This window comes from Pseudideonella sakaiensis (assembly GCF_048320135.1).
Classification (GTDB): domain Bacteria; phylum Pseudomonadota; class Gammaproteobacteria; order Burkholderiales; family Burkholderiaceae_C; genus Ideonella_A; species Ideonella_A sakaiensis_A.
In genome coordinates this window covers 1,653,275-1,671,763 of sequence record NZ_CP182947.1, presented here as the reverse complement: position 1 = coordinate 1,671,763, position 18,489 = coordinate 1,653,275, and the positions used below count along the sequence as shown (strand labels likewise).

Annotated in this window: 18 protein-coding genes; 9 read left to right on the top strand and 9 right to left on the bottom strand. The window is 65.4% G+C overall.

All coding sequences use genetic code 11. From position 1 onward, the window contains the following. The 3 genes from ACNH6H_RS07490 to ACNH6H_RS07480 are packed head-to-tail and all read right to left on the bottom strand — an operon-like array spanning nt 1 to nt 2,319. On the bottom strand, nt 1-933 hold the full coding sequence (locus ACNH6H_RS07490) for a hypothetical protein (protein WP_418316865.1): 933 nt from the start codon (nt 931-933) through the stop codon (nt 1-3). After that, nucleotides 927-1,871 (bottom strand): biotin--[acetyl-CoA-carboxylase] ligase, encoded by a 945-nt coding sequence (locus tag ACNH6H_RS07485; protein ID WP_418316864.1) that lies wholly within the window; start codon nt 1,869-1,871, stop codon nt 927-929. Before ACNH6H_RS07485 ends, ACNH6H_RS07490 begins: the two co-directional genes overlap by 7 nt. After that, nucleotides 1,858-2,319: an SET domain-containing protein gene (locus tag ACNH6H_RS07480; protein WP_418316863.1), complete on the bottom strand. Its 462-nt coding sequence runs from the start codon at nt 2,317-2,319 to the stop codon at nt 1,858-1,860. Before ACNH6H_RS07480 ends, ACNH6H_RS07485 begins: the two co-directional genes overlap by 14 nt. A gap of 195 nt (nt 2,320-2,514) precedes the next feature. Between ACNH6H_RS07480 and ACNH6H_RS07475 the strand changes: the two genes are divergently transcribed. Genes ACNH6H_RS07475 through ACNH6H_RS07465 form a run of 3 tightly spaced genes read left to right on the top strand, consistent with a single transcriptional unit; the run spans nt 2,515 to nt 7,083 of the window. Continuing rightward, complete coding sequence (locus tag ACNH6H_RS07475; protein WP_418316862.1) at nt 2,515-5,106, top strand: DNA topoisomerase III; 2,592 nt, start codon at nt 2,515-2,517, stop codon at nt 5,104-5,106. Between the two features lie 20 nt (nt 5,107-5,126). Further along, nucleotides 5,127-6,407, top strand: a complete 1,281-nt coding sequence (locus ACNH6H_RS07470) for an amidohydrolase family protein (RefSeq protein ID WP_418316861.1) — start codon at nt 5,127-5,129, stop codon at nt 6,405-6,407. Nucleotides 6,408-6,465: 58 nt separating this feature from the next. Continuing rightward, nucleotides 6,466-7,083 carry a glutathione S-transferase N-terminal domain-containing protein gene (locus ACNH6H_RS07465; protein WP_418316860.1) on the top strand — a complete coding sequence of 206 codons (618 nt, stop codon included), beginning with the start codon at nt 6,466-6,468 and terminating at the stop codon, nt 7,081-7,083. Nucleotides 7,084-7,095: 12 nt separating this feature from the next. Here ACNH6H_RS07465 and ACNH6H_RS07460 read toward each other — a convergent pair whose 3' ends face one another. Beyond that, nucleotides 7,096-7,581 carry a GAF domain-containing protein gene (locus ACNH6H_RS07460; RefSeq protein ID WP_418316859.1) on the bottom strand — a complete coding sequence of 162 codons (486 nt, stop codon included), beginning with the start codon at nt 7,579-7,581 and terminating at the stop codon, nt 7,096-7,098. Between the two features lie 229 nt (nt 7,582-7,810). Between ACNH6H_RS07460 and ACNH6H_RS07455 the strand changes: the two genes are divergently transcribed. The 4 genes from ACNH6H_RS07455 (at nt 7,811) to minE (ending at nt 10,307) form a co-directional block, all read left to right on the top strand. Further along, a complete protein-coding gene (locus ACNH6H_RS07455; protein WP_418316858.1) occupies nt 7,811-8,281 on the top strand; it encodes an FKBP-type peptidyl-prolyl cis-trans isomerase in 471 nt (156 codons plus the stop codon). Between the two features lie 88 nt (nt 8,282-8,369). Further along, nucleotides 8,370-9,140, top strand: coding sequence for a septum site-determining protein MinC (gene minC / locus ACNH6H_RS07450; RefSeq protein ID WP_418316857.1), 771 nt, complete (start codon nt 8,370-8,372; stop codon nt 9,138-9,140). An 80-nt stretch (nt 9,141-9,220) separates the two neighbouring features. Beyond that, a complete protein-coding gene (minD, locus tag ACNH6H_RS07445) occupies nt 9,221-10,036 on the top strand; it encodes a septum site-determining protein MinD (RefSeq protein WP_418316856.1) in 816 nt (271 codons plus the stop codon). A 4-nt stretch (nt 10,037-10,040) separates the two neighbouring features. Then, complete coding sequence (gene minE, locus ACNH6H_RS07440; protein WP_418316855.1) at nt 10,041-10,307, top strand: cell division topological specificity factor MinE; 267 nt, start codon at nt 10,041-10,043, stop codon at nt 10,305-10,307. A 24-nt stretch (nt 10,308-10,331) separates the two neighbouring features. On the opposite strand, the gene ACNH6H_RS07435 is transcribed toward minE, so the two are convergent. The 3 genes from ACNH6H_RS07435 to ACNH6H_RS07425 form a co-directional block, all read right to left on the bottom strand. Then, entirely contained in the window at nt 10,332-12,551 is a 2,220-nt protein-coding gene (locus tag ACNH6H_RS07435; protein WP_418316854.1) for a peptidase domain-containing ABC transporter, read from the bottom strand. Continuing rightward, entirely contained in the window at nt 12,551-13,975 is a 1,425-nt protein-coding gene (locus ACNH6H_RS07430) for an HlyD family secretion protein (RefSeq protein ID WP_418316853.1), read from the bottom strand. Before ACNH6H_RS07430 ends, ACNH6H_RS07435 begins: the two co-directional genes overlap by 1 nt. Before the next feature lie 248 nt (nt 13,976-14,223). After that, entirely contained in the window at nt 14,224-14,457 is a 234-nt protein-coding gene (locus ACNH6H_RS07425) for a hypothetical protein (protein ID WP_418316852.1), read from the bottom strand. 293 nt (nt 14,458-14,750) lie between these two features. On the opposite strand from ACNH6H_RS07425, the gene ACNH6H_RS07420 reads away from it, so the two are divergent. Together ACNH6H_RS07420 and ACNH6H_RS07415 are read left to right on the top strand one after the other, a co-directional pair. Further along, nucleotides 14,751-15,626, top strand: coding sequence for a hypothetical protein (locus tag ACNH6H_RS07420; RefSeq protein WP_418316851.1), 876 nt, complete (start codon nt 14,751-14,753; stop codon nt 15,624-15,626). 106 nt (nt 15,627-15,732) lie between these two features. Then, entirely contained in the window at nt 15,733-16,680 is a 948-nt protein-coding gene (locus ACNH6H_RS07415; protein ID WP_418316850.1) for a hypothetical protein, read from the top strand. Nucleotides 16,681-16,759: 79 nt separating this feature from the next. Here ACNH6H_RS07415 and ACNH6H_RS07410 read toward each other — a convergent pair whose 3' ends face one another. Next, on the bottom strand, nt 16,760-16,975 hold the full coding sequence (locus ACNH6H_RS07410) for a bacteriocin (RefSeq protein WP_418316849.1): 216 nt from the start codon (nt 16,973-16,975) through the stop codon (nt 16,760-16,762). A 193-nt stretch (nt 16,976-17,168) separates the two neighbouring features. Beyond that, nucleotides 17,169-18,356, bottom strand: coding sequence for an acyl-CoA dehydrogenase (locus tag ACNH6H_RS07405; RefSeq protein ID WP_418316848.1), 1,188 nt, complete (start codon nt 18,354-18,356; stop codon nt 17,169-17,171). Nucleotides 18,357-18,489: the final 133 nt, after the last annotated feature.

Below are 18,489 nucleotides of genomic sequence, written 5' to 3'. Positions count from 1 at the left end.
TCAGCGCGTCGCCGCGCAGGGGGTCAGACCGTTCTGGCCCTCAGGCCACTGGACGGCAGCCAGCCGTTCGAGCAGCGCCGGATCGGCCTTCGCAAAACGCAAGGCGGTCTTGGCCGGACCTTCGCCCGACTGGATCACGCGCGCGGTGCGGATGCCGCGCGGGCGCAGTTCGTCGAGGCGTTTGTCGGCCTCGGCCTGCGATCCGAAGCGGCCGAGCGAGATGCCGCGGCCGTATTGCGACGTCGGCCCGACAACGTTGTAGTCCAACCCGCCGCGAATGCGCGACAGTTCGGCTTTCTTGCGCTCGATCCACGCGTCGTCCGGGTAGGGCCCCATGTAGATCATCCATTCGCCATTGCCGCTGACGCGCCGTTGCGCCCAGCTGGCTGGCGGCAGCGATGCTGAGCGCAACGCGGTTTCTGCTGCAGCGAGCGCGGTGGCGTCGAACGGCCCGGCCTCGACGCAGGCGAGCTTGACGGCCGGCACCGCGCTGGCCGCTGCCTCCGCCTTTGCCGGCGCGGACGCTGGCGACGGCGCCGATGCCTGGGCGAGAGCGGGAGCCGGAGCCGGAGCCGATGCGCGTGCCGCTGCCGAAGCTGCCTTGGTCGCAGCTGCCGATGCCGAAGGCGGCGTCGACGCCGCTGCGGCGACCTGCAGCGCCGGCGCGGCACTGGCCGGCTTCGACGCCGCGGCGACCACCTCGGATGCGGCTGGCGCGGCAGGCGGCGGCATCGCCGCGGTCACCGTGCCGGCGGCGGCGCCTGCATCGACCGGCGTCAGTTGCACGATCTCCGGATTCAGTTGGCGCTGCATCCGTTGCGGTTCGCGGTCACCGCGTGCCGGCACGCCGACCACCGCATCGAGCCAGCCGAGTGTCCACGTGAAATACAGCAGATTGGCCAGCAGCAGCGCCAGCGCGACGAGCCTCAACATGCCGGCCCTGCCGGTGTCGGCCGCGGCCGCGGCCGCACGCTGACCTCGCCACTGTGCAACTGGATGCGGCCGCTGTCGGTGTCGACGAACAGGCTGCCGTCGGCAGCAACGCCGCGGGCGGTGCCGTGCGGCACATCGTCGCGGGTCGTCACGACCGGGCGATCGAGCAGCAGGTCACGCGCGGCGAAGCGCTCGGCAAATGCGGCATAACCGGCTTTCTCGAAGACCAGCAGGCCTTCGACCAGCGGCAGTGCGACCCTGGCCAAAGCCTGCGGCGCATCGAGCGACGGCTCGATTTCGCTGACGCAGGCAAAACCGCTGCTGCCCGGGATCGTGTGCACCGGCGACGGCTTTGTCACATTGAGGCCGATGCCGATCACTGCCAGCCGTTTCGAGCCGCTGGAGACGGTTTCGATCAGGATGCCGCCAAGCTTGCGGCCGACCCCGGCATGGCCGGCCGGATCGATCAGCCAGAGATCGTTCGGCCATTTGATGCCGATGCGTTGCTTGCCGCCTGCGGTCGGCGGATCGAGCGCGTTGGCGAGCATCACGCCGATCGCCAGCGAAAGCCCCGACCAGTCTCGCGGCGCCAGCGGAATCGCGAGCGAGAAGGTCAGCGATGCGAGCGGCTCGGAATACCAGTCGCGGCCCATGCGGCCTCGCCCGGCGGTCTGCTCCTCGGCCACCAGCAGGCACGGCTGCCAGTCGGCCGCGCGGCGGCCGAAGGCGCTGCTTTCGACGCTGCGCCTGACCGCCGCAGGCGTCGGCCCGGCGGTCGGATCGCTCACTGCCGAGCCGACCCGGGCACGTTCGAGCAGCGTGCTGTTGGTCGACGGCAGGCTGGCGGCGATCTCGACGCTGAGGCCGGGCAGCAGGCTGTGCAGCTGTTCCCACAGCGCTTCCGCACCCCACTGCAGCCGGGTATCAGCCATGGCCATTCTTGCCATTCTTCCGGCTCGGGCGTTTCGGTGCGAGCATCGTACCGCGGCAGCTCGCGGCTCCGCAACGGCAGGCGAACTGCTTCTTCAGCGAAGGTGTGTGTCGTTCGTCGATCACCAGGTTGTAATCGTAGAACAACTCCTCGCCGGCCTCGATCGGACGCACCGCCTTCACGAAGACGCGGCCATCGACGACTTCGGTATCGCAGTTCGGGTCGCAACCATGGTTGATCCAGCGCGACAGATTGCCGCCGACGCCGCCATCGATGACCTTCGAATCGTCGATGTGGAAATAGAAGGTATGGTTCGGGTCTTGCGGATCATGCGGATGGCGGCGCAGCGCCTCCTTCCAACTGATCACCTCACCAACATATTCGATCACGCGCTGCTCGGGCTCGAACGACGTCAGCGCATAGACCCCCTTCCCGTGAACCGCGCTGCGGCGCATCTGTATGCGCCGCTGCTGACTGCCGCCAGACCTGCCCCGAGCCGCCGCTTGCTTCATCGTGATCTTTGGTTACATTGAATTGGTGGGCGCGCGCGTGCACGTGCGCTCGCGCGAGAAGACGGATTGTATGGACCTGTATCGTTGGTGGCATCCATCGAGGTTCGGGATAGACACCAGGATGACAACAAGCTGAACATGAGCAAGACACTGATCATTGCGGAAAAGCCCAGCGTGGCCCAGGACATCGTGCGCGCGCTGACGCCGCAGGTGGGCAAGTTCGAGAAACACGATGACTATTTCGAGAACGAGACCTATCTGGTGACCAGTGCGGTCGGCCACCTGGTCGAGATCAAGGCGCCCGAGGAATACGACGTCAAGCGCGGCAAATGGAGCTTCAACCACCTGCCGGTGATCCCGCCGCATTTCGATCTGGCGCCGATCGACAAGGCGAAGACGCGCCTGAATGCGGTGGTCAGGCTGGTCAAGCGCAAGGACGTGACCGAACTGATCAATGCCTGCGACGCCGGACGCGAAGGCGAACTGATCTTCCGGCTGATCGTGCAGTACGCGGGTGGTGCGAAGAAGGGCATCGACAAGCCGATCCGCCGGCTGTGGCTGCAGAGCATGACGCCGCAGGCGATCCGCGACGGTTTTGCCCAGTTGCGCAGCGACCAGGAACTGCAGGGCCTGTCGGACGCCGCCCGCAGCCGCAGCGAGGCCGACTGGCTGGTTGGCATCAACGGCACCCGTGCGATGACGGCGTTCAACTCGCGCGATGGCGGCTTCTTCCTGACCACCGTCGGCCGGGTGCAGACGCCGACACTGTCGATCGTCGTCGAGCGCGAGGAGAAGATCCGCAAGCACGTTGCCCGGCCGTACTGGGAGATCAAGGCGGGTTTTGCCGCCGAGGCCGGCGAGTACGAAGGCAAGTGGTTCGATCCGGCGTGGAAAAAGAATCCGGATGATCCGGAGCAACGCGCCGACCGGATCTGGAACGAGGCCGATGCACAGGCGGTCGCCGACGCGGTGCGCGGCCAGCCGGCCAGTGTCAGCGAGGAAGCCAAGCCGAGCAGCCAGAATTCGCCGGGGCTGTACGACCTGACGACGCTGCAGCGCGAGGCCAACTCGCGTTTCGGCTTCTCGGCCAAGACCACGCTGAGCCTGGCGCAGGCCTTGTACGAAAAACACAAGGTGCTGACCTACCCGCGGACCGACAGCCGGCATCTGCCGGAGGACTATCTGGCGGTCGTCAAGCAGACGATGGGGATGATTGCCGAGGAAGACATGCCGGGCCCGCTGCGCGCGCTCGCGCCGCATGCGGCAAAGGCGATTTCGGAGTCGTACCTGAAGCCGAACAAGAAGGTGTTCGACAACGCGAAGGTGTCGGACCACTTCGCGATCATCCCGACGCTGCAGCCGCCGAAAAGCCTCAGCGAGATCGAGGCCAAGCTGTACGACATGGTCGTCAAGCGCTTCATCGCGGTGTTCTATCCAGCGGCCGAGTTCATGGTCACGACGCGCATCTCGACGGTGCAGGCGGCCGGCAAGGAACACAAGTTCCAGACCAACGGCAAGGTGATGGTCAAGCCGGGCTGGCTGGCGGTTTATGGCCGTGAACTCGAGCAGGACGATGCGACGCTGGTGGCGGTCAAGCCCGGCGAGCAGGTGCTGACCGAAACCGTCGACGTCAATGCGCTGAAAACCAAGCCGCCGGCGCGTTATACCGAAGCGACGCTGCTGTCGGCAATGGAAGGCGCCGGCAAGCTGATCGACGACGACGAACTGCGCGAGGCGATGGCCGAGAAGGGCCTGGGCACGCCAGCGACGCGGGCGCAGACGATCGAAGGGCTGATCTTCGAGAAATACATGCTGCGCGAAGGGCGCGAACTGGTGCCGACTGCGAAGGCCTTCCAGCTGATGACGCTGCTGCGCGGCCTGCAGGTCGAGGAACTGACCAAGCCCGAACTGACCGGCAACTGGGAATACCAGCTCGCCGAAATGGAGAAGGGGCGGTTGAGCCGCGAAAAGTTCATGGCCGAGATCGCCGCGATGACCGAACGCGTCGTCGCGAAGGCCAAGGAATACGACCGCGACACGATCCCGGGCGACTATGCGACGCTGAAGACGCCGTGCCCGAACTGCGGCGGCGTCGTCAAGGAAAACTACCGCCGCTTCACCTGCGGCGGCAAGAGCGAAGGCGGCGAAGGCTGCGGTTTTTCGATCAGCAAGATCCCCGGCAGCCGCAGCTTCGAGCTGCACGAGGTCGAGAAGCTGCTGACCGACAAGAAGATCGGTCCGCTCGAAGGTTTCCGTTCGAAGGCCGGTTGGCCGTTCACCGCCGAGCTGAAACTGAGCTTCGACGACGAGCTGAAGAACTGGAAACTCGAATTCGATTTCGGCGAGGACGCGAAGGCGGCCGAATCGAACGAGGCGGTCGATTTTTCCGAGCAGCAAAGCGTCGGCCCGTGCCCGAAGTGCCAGAGCCATGTGTTCGAGCATGGCAGCAGCTATGTCTGCGAGAAGTCGACCGGCCCTAACTCCACCTGCGACTTCAAGAGCGGCAAGATCATCCTGCAGCAGCCGATCACCCGCGAGCAGATGCACAAGCTGCTGACGACCGGCAAGACCGACCTGCTGGAGAATTTTGTCTCGAACAAGACGCGGCGCAAATTCAAGGCCTTCCTCGTCTACGACAAGAAGGACGGCAAGGTCGGCTTCGAATTCGAGCCGCGTGCGGCGCGGCCGGCCGCGAAGAAAAGCGCGGCGAAGAAGGCCGCCGCCGGCTGAGCCGGCGGCAGCGCACCGTGATGCCGTCGCTGCTGATCGACAACGCGACGCTGCCCGACGGGCGCAGCGGCCAGCAGCTGCTGGTCGTCGACGGCCGGATCGCCGACATCGGACCGTCACTGGCGGCGCCGGCCGACTGCAGCCGCGTCGATGCCGGCGGCTGGCTGCTCAGCGCTTCGTTCGTCGATCCGCATTTCCACCTCGACGCGGCGCTCAGTTTCGGACTGCCGCGGGTCAACGACAGCGGCACATTGCTCGAGGGCATTGCCCTGTGGGGCGAACTGAAGCCGCAGCTGACGCAGCAGGCGCTGGTCGATCGCGCAATGGCCTACTGCGACTGGGCGGTCGGCAAGGGGCTGCTGGCGATCCGCAGCCATGTCGATGTCTGCGACGACCGGCTGCTGGCGGTCGAGGCCTTGCTCGAGGTGCGCAAGCGGGTGGCGCCCTACCTCGACCTGCAGCTGGTCGCTTTTCCGCAGGACGGCGTGTTGCGCTCGCCGAATGCGCTGGCCAATCTGCAGCGCGCGCTCGACATGGGCGTCGATGTCGTCGGCGGCATCCCGCATTTCGAGCGGACGATGGCAGAAGGCGCCGAATCGGTGCGGCTGCTGTGCGAGCTGGCTGCCGAACGCGGCCTGCGCGTCGACATGCACTGCGACGAAACCGACGACCCGATGTCGCGGCACATCGAGACGCTGGCCTTCCACACCCAGCGGCTCGGCCTGCACGGCCGCGTCACGGCTTCGCATGTGACGTCGATGCACAGCATGGACAACTACTATGTGTCGAAGCTGCTGCCGCTGATTGCCGAAGCCGGTGTCCATGTCGTCGCCAACCCGCTGATCAACATCACGCTGCAGGGCCGCCACGACACCTATCCGAAACGCCGCGGCATGACCCGCGTGCCGGAGCTGATGGCCGCCGGCGTCAATGTCGGATTCGGCCATGACTGCGTGTTGGACCCGTGGTATTCGATGGGCAGCGCCGACATGCTCGAGGTCGCGCAGATGGGCCTGCATGTCGCGCAGATGACCTCGCAGGCGCAGATGCGGCGCTGTTTCGATGCGGTGACCGCCAATGCGGCGGCGCTGATGGGGCTCGACAGGCACGGCCTTGCGGTCGGCTGCGATGCAGACCTGGTGCTGCTGCAGGCGCGCGATCCGGTCGAGGCGATCCGGTTGCGCGCGAGCCGGCTGTGGGTGATGCGACGCGGCCGCATCGTCGCGCGCACGCCGGCGGCCACCGCGAGCCTCGATTTGCCGGGTCGTCCGTCGACGGTCGACTGGACACTGCAGCGCTGAAGTCGGCAGCGGAGTCGAGGCCCTAGAATCGTCGCCAGATGCAATATCCGGCTACCCCATGAAACTGATTGGTTCGTTGACCAGCCCTTATGTGCGCAAGGTGCGCATCGTGATGGCCGAGAAGAAGCTGGATTTCGAGCTGGTCCTCGAAGATGTCTGGGGCAGCGATGCGATCCTGCAATCGAATCCGCTCGGCAAGGTACCGTGCCTGGTGATGGAAGGCGGCGAGGCCTTGTTCGACTCGAGGGTGATCGTCGAATATATCGACACGCTGTCGCCGGTCGGCAAGCTGATGCCCGAGCGGGGCCGCGAACGCGCCGAGGTGCGCACCTGGGAAGCGCTCGCCGACGGTGTGCTCGATGCGGCGATCCTGGCGCGGCTCGAGCAGACCTGGAATGGCCGCAGCGAAGGCCAGCGCAGCCAGGCCTGGGTCGACCGGCAGCTGAGCCGGGTCGATGCGGCGGTTGCCGCGATGGCGCGCGGGCTTGCCGCAAAGCCCTGGTGCACCGGCATCCACATGTCGCTGGCCGATATCGCGGTCGGTTGCGCGCTTGGTTACCTCGATTTCCGTTTTCCGCAGATCGATTGGCGCACCGAGCATCCGAACCTCGCCAAACTGGCGACCAAGCTGTTCGCGCGACAGAGTTTTCTCGACACCAGCCCGGCCACGGCCTGAGCGCCGGCAGCGTCAGCGGGCCTGCTTCGACAACACGACGCTGAACAGGTCGGCCATCGAGCGGAACACGCTGGCGCCGAGAAAATCGAAATACTGTTCGGTATCCGAATAAAGCACCAGCAGGCCGCGCCGCTGGTCGGTGGTCGACTGCAGCTGCAACGCGATCACGCTGCTGATGCCGTATTGGCGCGCCACCTCGCGCCATGGCCGCCAGACCGATTGCGGCGAGATCCGAAAGATCTGCGAACGGCGGCCGTCGATCGCGCGAAAGACCGGGCCCCGTGCCGTCAGCCAGTTGCGCTCGATGCGCAGATCGCGGGCGTAGGCGGCAGCGCGGCCGGAGACGATCTGTGGTTGCACCAAGGTGGCGTCGGGTTCGCCGAACCAGATCCACGCCAGCGCGATGCGCGGCGCCAGCGAGGTCAATGCGTCGCAATAACTCTGCAGCACCTGGTCGGGCAACTGCCCGTCAACTGGCGCCGGCGCGCCGTGGCGCATTGCCCGGGCGATGTGTTCCTGCTCGATCGCAAGGCTGAAGCCTGTCGCTGATTGGTCGGCGGGTGGCTGCTGGCCGGCGCGGGCAGCGGACGTTGGATCGGTATTGATGGGTACTCCTGGCGCGGCGACAACAGCCGCACTCTAGCAGTGCCGCCGCTGGCGGCGCGCTTGGCGAGGCCGGTGCATTCGGGCATGATCGCGGCCCCGATTCCTCTTCAGACTGCCGACGATGACATTTTTGCGCCTTCAATCCGCCGCCATCCCGACACCGTTCGTCCGCGCCAGCAGCTGGTCCGCGTGGCGCGGTGCGCTGCTGCTCGGCAGCCTGATCGCGATCGCGGCCGCTGCGCAGGCCAACGCGCCGGTCACCACCAGCAGTGGTCTGGTTTATCAAAGCCTGAAGGAAGGCGCCGGCAAGAGCCCGACCGCAACGGACCGGGTCAAGGTCCATTACCGCGGCACGCTGCTCGACGGCAAGGAATTCGACAGTTCGCACAAACGCGGGCAGCCAGCGGAGTTTCCGCTGAACCGCGTGATCCCGTGCTGGACCGAAGGCGTGCAGAAGATGAAGCCGGGTGGCAAGGCGAAGCTGACCTGCCCGGCGGCGATCGCCTACGGCGAGCGCGGTGCCGGCAACGGCCTGATCCCGCCGAATGCGACGCTGCAGTTCGAGGTCGAGCTGATCGAGGTGCTGAACTGACGCTGCGCTGCGCCGCTTTTGCCCGGGCCGCGACGATCGCGGCCGGGGCGGCCACGTAGAATCCGTCTTTTCACCGCTGAAGCGTCTCATGGCCCTTGCCCCCAAGGGGAGTGCCCCGCCGATCTTTGACTTCAAGAGTGCAAGCCTGTCGCTGGTCGCGCTGGTGCTGAAGACCGCCGACCTCGATGAATTGCGCTCCGCGTTGCAAGGCCGCCTGGGCGATACCCCGCAGTTCTTCAGCCACGATCCGGTATTGATCGATCTCGCGGCGGTGCGCGATGTCGACACGCCTGAAATCGATTTTTCCGCGCTGATCGAGCTGCTTCGCGAGCACCGGATGAACCCGGTCGCGGTGCGCGGCGGCAGCGCGGCCCAGCATCAGGCGGCACAGGAAGCCGGGCTCGTCGAATCTTCCGCCGAAGCGGTGGCGCCCGAATCCGGTCGTCCCGCGGCGCGTCCGGCGGCCAGCCGTGAGCCGGCCCGCGAGGTCGTCCGCGAGGTGATCAAGGAAGTGCCGACGCCGGTGCCGGCGCTGGTCGTCGACCGGCCGCTGCGCTCGGGCCAGCAGGTTTATGCGAAGGGCGGCGATCTGGTCGTGTTGTCGGTCGTCAATTTCGGCGCCGAACTGATCGCCGACGGCAGCATCCACGTCTATGCGCCGCTGCGCGGCAAGGCGATTGCCGGCGCGCGCGGCAATGTCGATGCACGAATCTATGCCACCTGCCTCGAGGCCGAACTGATCTCGATCGCGGGTACCTACCGCACCGCCGAGAACCCGCTGCCCGCCGAGGTGCGCGGCAAGCCGGCGCTGATCCGGCTCGTCGACGACAAGCTGGTCATCGAGGCAATGAAACTGTGAGCGCCGACTTCGCCTTTGCCTGTCGGCAGCGGCGCTCGGAGCGGCTGCACGCTGCGCAATTTTTGAAAGGACTTATCTAGATGGCTCGAATCATCGTCGTGACTTCCGGCAAGGGAGGGGTCGGCAAGACCACGACCAGCGCCAGTTTTGCATCCGGCCTGGCGCTGCGCGGTGCAAAAACCGCGGTCATCGATTTCGATGTCGGCCTGCGCAACCTCGACCTGATCATGGGTTGCGAGCGGCGGGTCGTCTACGATCTGATCAACGTGATCAATGGCGAAGCGAACCTGAACCAGACGCTGATCAAGGACAAGCAGGTCGACAAGCTGTACGTGCTGCCGGCCTCGCAGACGCGCGACAAGGATGCGTTGACCAAGGACGGTGTCGAGAAGGTGCTGAACGACCTGGCGGCAATGGATTTCGAATATATCGTCTGCGACTCGCCGGCCGGCATCGAATCGGGCGCGTTGCTGGCGATGCATTTCGCCGACGAGGCACTGGTCGTGACGAATCCGGAAGTCTCCAGCGTGCGCGACTCGGACCGCATCCTCGGCATGCTGGCGTCGAAGACGCGCCGTGCGATCAACCGCGAGGAGCCGATCAAGGAGCACCTGCTGATCACCCGCTACAACCCGGGCCGGGTCGAGGACGGGCACATGCTGTCGCTGTCGGACATCCAGGAAATCCTGCGCATACCGCTGATCGGCGTGATTCCGGAGTCGGAAACGGTGCTGCAGGCGTCGAACCACGGCGTGCCGGCGATCCACCAGGACGGCACCGACGTGTCCGAGGCCTACAAGGACGTCGTCTCGCGTTTTCTCGGCGAAGACAAGCCGATGCGTTTTACGGAGCCAGTCAGGACCGGCTTCTTCAAGCGCATGTTCGGCGGGAGGTAAGCGGATGTCGCTGCTTTCATTCCTGCTTGGTGAGAAGAAGAAGTCGGCCAGTATCGCGAAGGATCGGCTGCAGATCATCCTCGCGCACGAGCGCAGCGGTTCGCGCGCTGGCCAGCCCGACTATCTGCCGGCGCTGCAGCGCGAACTGGTTGCGGTGATCTCGAAATATGTCGCGGTCAACGCCGAAGACATCAAGGTCAGCCTGGAGCGCCAGGACGACCTCGAGGTGCTCGAGGTGAAGATCGAGCTGCCGGACCCCGGCAACCGCTGAGGCGGGCTGCCGCCGGCGCCGGCATCAGGGCTGGGTGTCCTGCCAGCCCGGCCCGCCGTCGCCGTCAACGGATATCGGCGCCAGCGCGGCCATCGCCTGGCCTTCGAGGCGTTGCGGCCCTGGCTCGTCGGCGGGGCTGCGGCGGCTGTCACCGACGATGCGGCCGTTTTCGAGGGTGATGATCCGTTCGGCCGAACGGATCGTCTCCGGCCGATGTGCGATGACGATCCGCGTGATCGGCATCTGCGACAAGGCCTCGTTGACCTGGCGCTCCAGCGCCACGTCGAGATGGCTCGTCGCCTCGTCGAGCAGCAGGATTCGCGGCTGCAGATACAGCGCCCGCGCGAGCAGGATGCGCTGCTTCTGCCCGCCGGACACCGACGATCCCATGTCGCCGATCAGCGTCTCGTAACCCATTGGCATCGCCCTGATGTCGCCATCGATCGCGGCCATCCGGGCACAGGCGATGATGCGCTCGCGGTCGGGCCGATCGGAGAAGAAGCAGATGTTGTCGGCGATCGATCCGGCGAGCAACTGGTCGTCCTGCATCACGACGCCGATGATCGATCGATAGGCATCGGCGCCGATGTGGGTCAACGGCTCGCCGCCGATCAGGACCTCGCCCGAGGTCGGTTGCAGCAGACTCGACAGGATCTTCAGCAGCGTGGTCTTGCCGCAACCCGACGCGCCGACGATGGCCACCGACTCCTGCGGCTCGATCCTGAGATCGATGCCGTCGAGCACCCACGGCTCCTGCTCGCCGTAGCGGAATCGCAGGCCGCGCAATTCGATCGATGGCTCGAGCGTGGATGCGTCACGGCGTGCGCTCGTATCTTCCGGTGGCGTCAGCACGATGTCGGCCAGCCGCTCGCTGTGCAAGCGCAGCATCCGCAGGTCGACCACGGTATCGATCAGCGCGCTGATCCGGGATACGAATTGGCCCTGGTAGGCAAGGAAGGCGAGCATCATGCCCACCGAGAAGACGTTGTCGAGCACCAGCACGGATGCGCGCCAGACGACCAGAATCATCAGGCTGCCGATCAGCAGCCCGTTGGCTGCGCGGAACAACAGGCGCAGCTTTTGCGCCACAAGGTCGCGGTTGACGGTCTCGACGAGCAGGTTCAGCCACTGTGCGCGCCGGGAATTCTGGCCGACCATCAATTTGATCGTGCGGATTGCACGCATGCTTTCCAGAAAGTGCGAGTCGGCGCGAGCGTCCCAGACGATGGTCTCGAGCGAGGCCTCGCGAAGCGGCGTGTAGAAGGCCCAGCGGATCAGCCCGTAGAGCACCGCCGCGAGAAGCACCATCGTCGCGAGCATCGGGCTCAGCAGGTACATGATCGCCAGCGTGGCGATCGCGAACAGGCCGTCGAGCAGCGCCTCGACGAGACTGAGCGTCAGCGCGCGCTGGATCGTCTCCATCGAACCGAAGCGCGAGACGATGTCGCCAAGGTGCCTCGCCTCGAAAAAAGCCGACGGCAACTTCTGCAGGTGGGTGAACAGGCTGCCGCTGCCCTGCACCTTCAGCGATGCGCCCAGCACCATCACCATCCAGCCGCGCATTGCCGTGAACGAGACCTGCAACAACATCAGGAAGGCGAACGCGATCGCCAGCGTCAGCAGCAGATCGCGGTCGGCGCTGACCAGGGCGTTGTCGACCACCAGCTGGATGAAGAACGGCTGCAGCAGGAAGAAGGCTTCGAGCGCAAGCGCCATTGCGAACAACTTGCCGAGGGCGCTGCGCAATCCGACGATCGGACCGATCGCGTCGATCAGCCGCAGGCGCGGCGGTGCGGCCTTCGGCCTGAAGGTATGGGTTGGCGTCAGTTCGAGCGCGACGCCCGAGAAGTGCTCGGAAACCGCGCGCATCGGAATGCGGCGCACGCCGATCGCCGGGTCGTGGATCACGATGTCGTTCAGGTGCACCTCGCGCAGCACGACGAAGTGGTTCAGATCCCAGTGCAGGATGCACGGCAGTTGCAGCTGGTCGAGCTCGTCGAGTTCGAGGCGCAACGGGCGCGTTGCGAATCCCATCAGATCGGCAATCCGCGTCAGGTCCGACAGCCGCACGCCCTTGATCGAAAGCCCGAAGCTGCGCCTCAGCGACGCGAGATCGGCATTGCCGCGATGAAAGCCGCTGATCATCGCCATGCATGCCAATCCGCATTCGGAGGCTTCGGTCTGCAGCACCACCGGCAGCCGCGATCCGAAACCGAAATTGACCCTGCCGAGCAGTTCGCTCATCACAATTTTCCTGTCAGCGTGTACAGCGGCTCGAGCAGCCACTCGTACAGCTTGCGGCGTTCGAGCAATATGTCCGACTGCAGCTGCATGCCCGGTTGCAGCGCGCGCGGCTCACCGTAAGCCACGATCTGCTGCTGGTCGATCGCGACCGTGATGCGGTAGACCGGTTCGCCGGTACCGACCAGGCTCGTCAGCCCGGCCTGCTGAACCGGCAATTCGGATGGCGACAACGCGGAGGTCGAGACCGCGACGACGGTGCCGGTGTGGTGGCCGAACTTCTGATATGGAAAGGCCTGATAGCGCAGCAGCACCTGCTGGCCAGGCTGGATGAAGCCGATCGAGCGGCTCGGCGTATACAGGTGGGCCTCGAGCTTCGAACCCTCCGGAACGATGCTCGCCAGCGGCGTTGCGGTGCTCGCATTGGCGCCGATGTTGGCCAGCAATGCCGTCACCGTGCCGCTTTGCGGTGCGGTGACGACGACGGTGCGCCGCGACTCGGAGACCGCCGCTTCCTGTTCCAGTTCGGAGATGCTGCGCTCGACCGCGGAGGCCTGCGACTTGGCGCGCAGCGGCAGGTCGTCGTATTCGGCCTGCAGCGCGGCCAGTTCGCGCTGACGCTCGGCGCGCGTGCGCTGCAGCGCACGCAGTCGGGCGCGCTGGTCGAGTTCGTTTTCCTCCTCCTTCTGCAACTGCATCTGCGAGGCAAATCCCTGCCGCTGCAGCCCGCGCATCCGCTCGGTCGCGGTGATCGCCAGGTCACGGCGCGCCTCCTGCACCGCGATCTCGCTGTCGAACTGGGAGATTTCGTTGCGGATCGCCGCCAGCCGGCGTGCGAGGCCCGCCCGTTGCTGCGCGAGCAATTGCTGCTGCTGCTGCAGTTCGCTTTCCAGGCTGTCGCGCCGCAGCCCGAGCAGGCGGGCGATCTCGGCTTCGGTGCCGCCGCCGATCGCCGTGCTGCGACGCTCGGCCGAGATCACGAACAGCGGGTCGCCCTCGCGCACCGTCGCGCCTTCGGAAACTTCCAGCTTCGTGATGACACCGCCCTGCGGCGCATAGACCTGCACGAGACCGCGCTCGGGCACCAGCCAGCCATTCAATTGCGCCTTGCGCGTGTACTCGCCGAAAAAGAGCAGGGCGAACAGACCGGCGACCGCGGCAAGCGCCAGCAGCGCAAACAGCGTGTGCGAGCGATGCGGCAGCAACAGTACCGGCCCCAGGTACTGCGTACGCCGTGCTTCGAGGGCTTCGAGGCGGAACAGCGGCTGGTCGGGCGCGTCCCGTTCGGTCAGAGGGGCCGGCGGCGGTGTATCGGCCGCGAGTGACGGCACGTTGGTGTTGTTCCCGGCGACCGGTGGCCCGGGTTGCGGATCGGCTGAAGCTCGAAACCGCTCGTCGATGGCCGCATCGCGGTGCGGATCGTTCACTGCGCTGAGCAGCCGCCGGCCACCGCGGGGGCGGTTCGGGAGGTCGGCTGCGGTCGGGAATCCTTCATGTGCAGATACTATCGGTGCGCGGGAAGCATTCTCGAGCCGTCACAGCTTTTGATTTGCGCAGGCGGCGCGACCGGGGTGCGGAAATGGACTGAACCAGTGGCCCTGCCGCTGTCACGTCAGGGCGTCACTGCGGCAAGGGGGTCCCCGCAGGTCGCGCCGGGGACCCATTGGCAGACGAATCAGCTGATCATCGGCGTGCCGCAGCCGCATGCAGCGAGGAACGGCGTCGGATCGACCGGCGTGTCGCTCTTCAGCTTGATCTTGCATGACTTCTTGACCGACGTCTTGGTCTTGCTGCCACCACTGCCGCTGCCGCTGCTGGTGGAAGACTTCATCTGGTATTTCTTTGAAAAGGAGAACGAAAACTTCGCCCCCGATACCGCATCGACTTCCTCAAGTGTCAGAACACGCATGGGATGGACTCCTTCTGGTAATGGGCGCACGCCGGCCCGGGCGGGGCAAGGTTAAGCGAAATGCAACCATTTGTGCCGTAGGAAAATGGGAAAATTTTCGTGCGAAATGACACGTTTCGATACACATGTCTCCCGCTTAGTGAATGCGACCTTGGCGGTGGGACCGATGTCGCCAATTGCTGGTGTCCAATCCACCCGCTACGCACCATCCGGACCAAAAACACATGCCGACTGCCGCAAGACTCAGTGATCCGACACACGGGTCGCCCCAACCGGAGATACATCTGCTCGGCGTGTCGCCACTGACCGGGTTTGTCGCGCGCGTCACCCAGCGCACGGCAGGCGGCGCAGCCGACGAGGCCGCGTTGATTGACCAGTGGCGGGCTGCCGCGGCTCGGTACCGGGAGCTGGAGCAGACCGAGGCCGGCGCTGCCGATGGCGCGGTGATCGAGGCGCTGCCAGCGAGCCTGGCGAGCCGGATCGGCGAGATCACTGCCGACGTCGGCGCCGGGCACGCCTTTTCGCGCCTTCCGGTCGGCTTCGGCCTCGTCGAACTCGACCGCCTGGTGGTGTGCCAGCAGCATGTCTCGCTGGCGCATGCAGCGAGCTTTGAGCGCGCGCTTGGCGAGACGACGTCGCGCGACGAGGCGGTATTCGAGATCTGCTTTCCGAGGTCGATGCAGCCGCCTGCGTTGCGGGCCTTGCAGGTGGCTGAAGGCAAGTTCGTCTTCCAGTCGGAACTGGCGGACCTTCGCGCCTTCCACGCCCGGCTGCTCGACGAGGAGATCGCGCGCTCCGTGATCACATCGGATGGCCCGGCGCGAGGTGGCGTGACAATTCCGGTCGGTTTCGGCGTGCCGCACCTGAATGTCGTACGGTTCGGCGGCCGCCTCGTGCTCAATAACGGTTATCACCGCGCCTATGCGCTGCGCCGCGCAGGTGTGACGCGCATCCCGTGCATCGTGCAGGCCGTCGCACACCCGGAGGAACTGGCATTTGCAGGTAGTTCATCGCTGATCGAGGACTTCGATGCGCTGTTCAACTCGGCGCGCCCGCCGATGCTGAAGGACTTTTTCGATCCCCGGCTGACGACCCAGCTCGATCTGCTGCCGTCCCGCAAACAGGTGCAGATCACCGTGACCGTCGAGACGCTGCGCGCCCCCGACTGACGGGCGGGTCCGCATCGTGCCTGCGGTTTGCAAGTCATTCGAGGGCGCATCGTCGGGCCGTGCGCTGACCGCGCTAAGCTCGTTGGATGCCGTACAGGAGAAAGCCTTGATCGCGAATCCGGATGCCTCGAGAGATGCCCACGTCAACGAGCTCCACCTGCTGGGCGTCCCGCCGATGACCCAGTACATCGGGCATGTCCGCCGTCGCGTGATCGGAGGGGATGCGCTGCCCGAGGGCCGCCTGATCGATCAATGGCGTGCGGCCGCCCGGCACTATGAAGAGATTGCCGTCCGCGAGGCGGGAGAGGCTGAATGCGCCACGATCGAGCCGATCGCAGCCGATCGACAGCCGCATATAGACAACATCACCGCCGCGCCCGATTTCGAAGAGGGTTTCGGCAGCATTCCGGTCGCGTTCGGCATGGTCGAGCTCGACCGGCTCGTTGTCTTCCAGCAACGGGTGTCACTCGACCATGCGGCGCGATTCAGCCGGGCCATCGCCGCTGCCGACAACGATCGCGCGCGCGAGGATGCCTTGTTCGGCATCTGCCTGCCGCTCGAGGCGGATCCGCCGCCGGTGGTCAGTTGCAATGCCGGCAGCGGGAAATATGTCTTCCAGTCCGACCTCGCCGACCTGCGGGCTTTTTCGCCGCGGCTGATCAGCGACGCGACCGCGCGCACCTTGCTGACGTCGAATGGCCACGCCCAGGCCGGCATTGCGGTGCCGATCGGTTTTGGCGCCAGGCACCTGAATGTGGTCCGCCTCGCCGGCCGGATGGTATTGAACAACGGTTACCACCGCGCCTATGCGCTGCGCGAAGCGGGCTTTACCCATGTGCCGTGCGTGATCCAGGCAATCAGCCACACGAGCGAACTGGCCTATGCCGGCGGTTCGTCGCTGATCGACAATTTCGACCAGCTGTTCGAAATGCCCAGGCCGCCGCTGTTCAGGGATTTTTTCGATCCGCAACTGACGACCCGGCTGAAGCTGCAACGCACCCGCAAGCAGGTGTTGATCTCGGTCAGCATCGAGACGCTGCGGGTGCCGGACTGAGGCATAAAAAAACCCGCAAGGCCGCGTCAGCGGCCTGCGGGTCCGGACCGGCAAATGCCGGGCCGTTGTCAGCCTTGTCTCAACTCAGGACCGGGCCGCAGGTTCCCTTGCTGGAACCCTTGCCGGAGCCGGACTTCGTGCATTTGGCCGCCGAATTGAGCGCCTTGAATTCCTTCTTCAAGGCTTTCGCGGCATCCTTGTTGATCTTCTTCAATGCCTTGACCTGCTCTTTTTGCGCCTTGGTCAGGCCACCACCGCTGACCTGCATCAGTTCTTCGATTGTCAATATTCGCATGGCTTTACTCCCATTCGGTGCTGGTCGGTGCCGATGATCTGGCTCCAGTCAGCCGGTCGATCCTGTTGCGCACGCAGCGTCTGCTGCAGCGGTTTGCAATTGAGATGGTGACACATTTGCACACAAAAGGGGGCGTTTTGCCCGACGACCCTTGTAACAGAGTGCCACATCGTGAAATCCTGCCCGGCAGACCTCAGAAAGCCGCTATTCCGGTAATCGCGCGGCCGAGGATCAGTGCATGGATGTCGTGCGTCCCTTCATAGGTATTGACGACCTCAAGGTTGACGAGGTGGCGGGCGACGCCGAATTCATCGCTGATGCCGTTGCCGCCGAGCATGTCGCGCGCGGTGCGGGCGATGTCGAGCGCCTTGCCGCAGCTGTTGCGCTTCAGGATGCTTGTCACCTCGGGTGATGCAATGGCCTCGTCCTTCATCCGGCCGAGCCGCAAACAGCCCTGCAGGCCGAGCGCGATCTCGGTTTCCATGTCGGCGAGTTTTTTCTGCACCAGCTGATTCGCGGCCAGCGGCTTGCCGAACTGCTTGCGATCCAGCGTGTACTGGCGTGCGGTATGGAAGCAGTCCTCCGCCGCGCCGAGCGCGCCCCAGGCGATGCCGTAACGCGCCGAATTGAGGCAGGTGAACGGCCCCTTCAAGCCGCGCACTTCCGGGAACGCGTTTTCCTCCGGGCAGAACACACCGTCCATCACGATTTCGCCGGTCACCGACGAGCGCAGGCCGACCTTGCCGTGCACGGCCGGCGCAGTCAGCTCCTTCATGCCCTTTTCGAGGATGAAGCCGCGGATCGCACCCTCGTCGTCCTTCGCCCAGACGACGAAGACATCGGCGATCGGACTGTTGGTGATCCACATCTTCGAGCCGCTCAGGCTGTAGCCGCCGTCGACCTTGCGCGCGCGGGTGACCATGCTGCCCGGGTCGGAGCCGTGGTTCGGCTCGGTCAGGCCGAAGCAGCCGATCCATTCGCCGGTCGCGAGTTTCGGCAGAAATTTCTGTTTCTGCTGCTCGGTGCCGAATTCATTGATCGGCACCATCACCAGCGAGCTCTGCACACTCATCATCGAGCGGTAGCCGGAGTCGACCCGCTCGACCTCGCGCGCGACGAGGCCGTAGCAGACGTAATTCAGCCCCGAGCCACCGTAGGCTTCCGGAATCGTCGGGCCGAGCAGGCCGAGTTCACCCATCTCGCGGAAGATGCCGGCATCCATCTTCTCGTGGCGAAAGGCCTCGAGCACCCGCGGTGCAAGCCGTTCCTGGCAATAGCTGCGCGCCGAATCCCTGACCATCCGCTCCTCGTCGCTGAGCTGGGTTTCGAGCAGCAGCGGGTCGTCCCAGTGGAAACTCGCTTTGGTGGTGGTGCGGGACATGGCTTGCTCCTTCGGTGATGGCGTCTCGAAACGGGATGGGTCGGCAGCTTGACCGGCCGACTGCACTGCAGAACAATGTTCTGCATGTTTGATACCCCCATTGTCCGCGCCGGGGCCACGCCCCGTCAATTGC

Bases quoted from the DNA above. Each gene is read 5' to 3' on its own strand.
- ACNH6H_RS07490 (WP_418316865.1), bottom strand. From the start codon at position 933: ATGTTGAGGCTCGTCGCGCTGGCGCTGCTGCTGGCCAATCTGCTGTAT.
- ACNH6H_RS07485 (WP_418316864.1), bottom strand. From the start codon at position 1,871: ATGGCCATGGCTGATACCCGGCTGCAGTGGGGTGCGGAAGCGCTGTGG.
- ACNH6H_RS07480 (WP_418316863.1), bottom strand. From the start codon at position 2,319: ATGCGCCGCAGCGCGGTTCACGGGAAGGGGGTCTATGCGCTGACGTCG.
- ACNH6H_RS07475 (WP_418316862.1), top strand. From the start codon at position 2,515: ATGAGCAAGACACTGATCATTGCGGAAAAGCCCAGCGTGGCCCAGGAC.
- ACNH6H_RS07470 (WP_418316861.1), top strand. From the start codon at position 5,127: ATGCCGTCGCTGCTGATCGACAACGCGACGCTGCCCGACGGGCGCAGC.
- ACNH6H_RS07465 (WP_418316860.1), top strand. From the start codon at position 6,466: ATGAAACTGATTGGTTCGTTGACCAGCCCTTATGTGCGCAAGGTGCGC.
- ACNH6H_RS07460 (WP_418316859.1), bottom strand. From the start codon at position 7,581: ATGCGCCACGGCGCGCCGGCGCCAGTTGACGGGCAGTTGCCCGACCAG.
- ACNH6H_RS07455 (WP_418316858.1), top strand. From the start codon at position 7,811: ATGACATTTTTGCGCCTTCAATCCGCCGCCATCCCGACACCGTTCGTC.
- minC (WP_418316857.1), top strand. From the start codon at position 8,370: ATGGCCCTTGCCCCCAAGGGGAGTGCCCCGCCGATCTTTGACTTCAAG.
- minD (WP_418316856.1), top strand. From the start codon at position 9,221: ATGGCTCGAATCATCGTCGTGACTTCCGGCAAGGGAGGGGTCGGCAAG.
- minE (WP_418316855.1), top strand. From the start codon at position 10,041: ATGTCGCTGCTTTCATTCCTGCTTGGTGAGAAGAAGAAGTCGGCCAGT.
- ACNH6H_RS07435 (WP_418316854.1), bottom strand. From the start codon at position 12,551: ATGAGCGAACTGCTCGGCAGGGTCAATTTCGGTTTCGGATCGCGGCTG.
- ACNH6H_RS07425 (WP_418316852.1), bottom strand. From the start codon at position 14,457: ATGCGTGTTCTGACACTTGAGGAAGTCGATGCGGTATCGGGGGCGAAG.
- ACNH6H_RS07410 (WP_418316849.1), bottom strand. From the start codon at position 16,975: ATGCGAATATTGACAATCGAAGAACTGATGCAGGTCAGCGGTGGTGGC.
- ACNH6H_RS07405 (WP_418316848.1), bottom strand. From the start codon at position 18,356: ATGTCCCGCACCACCACCAAAGCGAGTTTCCACTGGGACGACCCGCTG.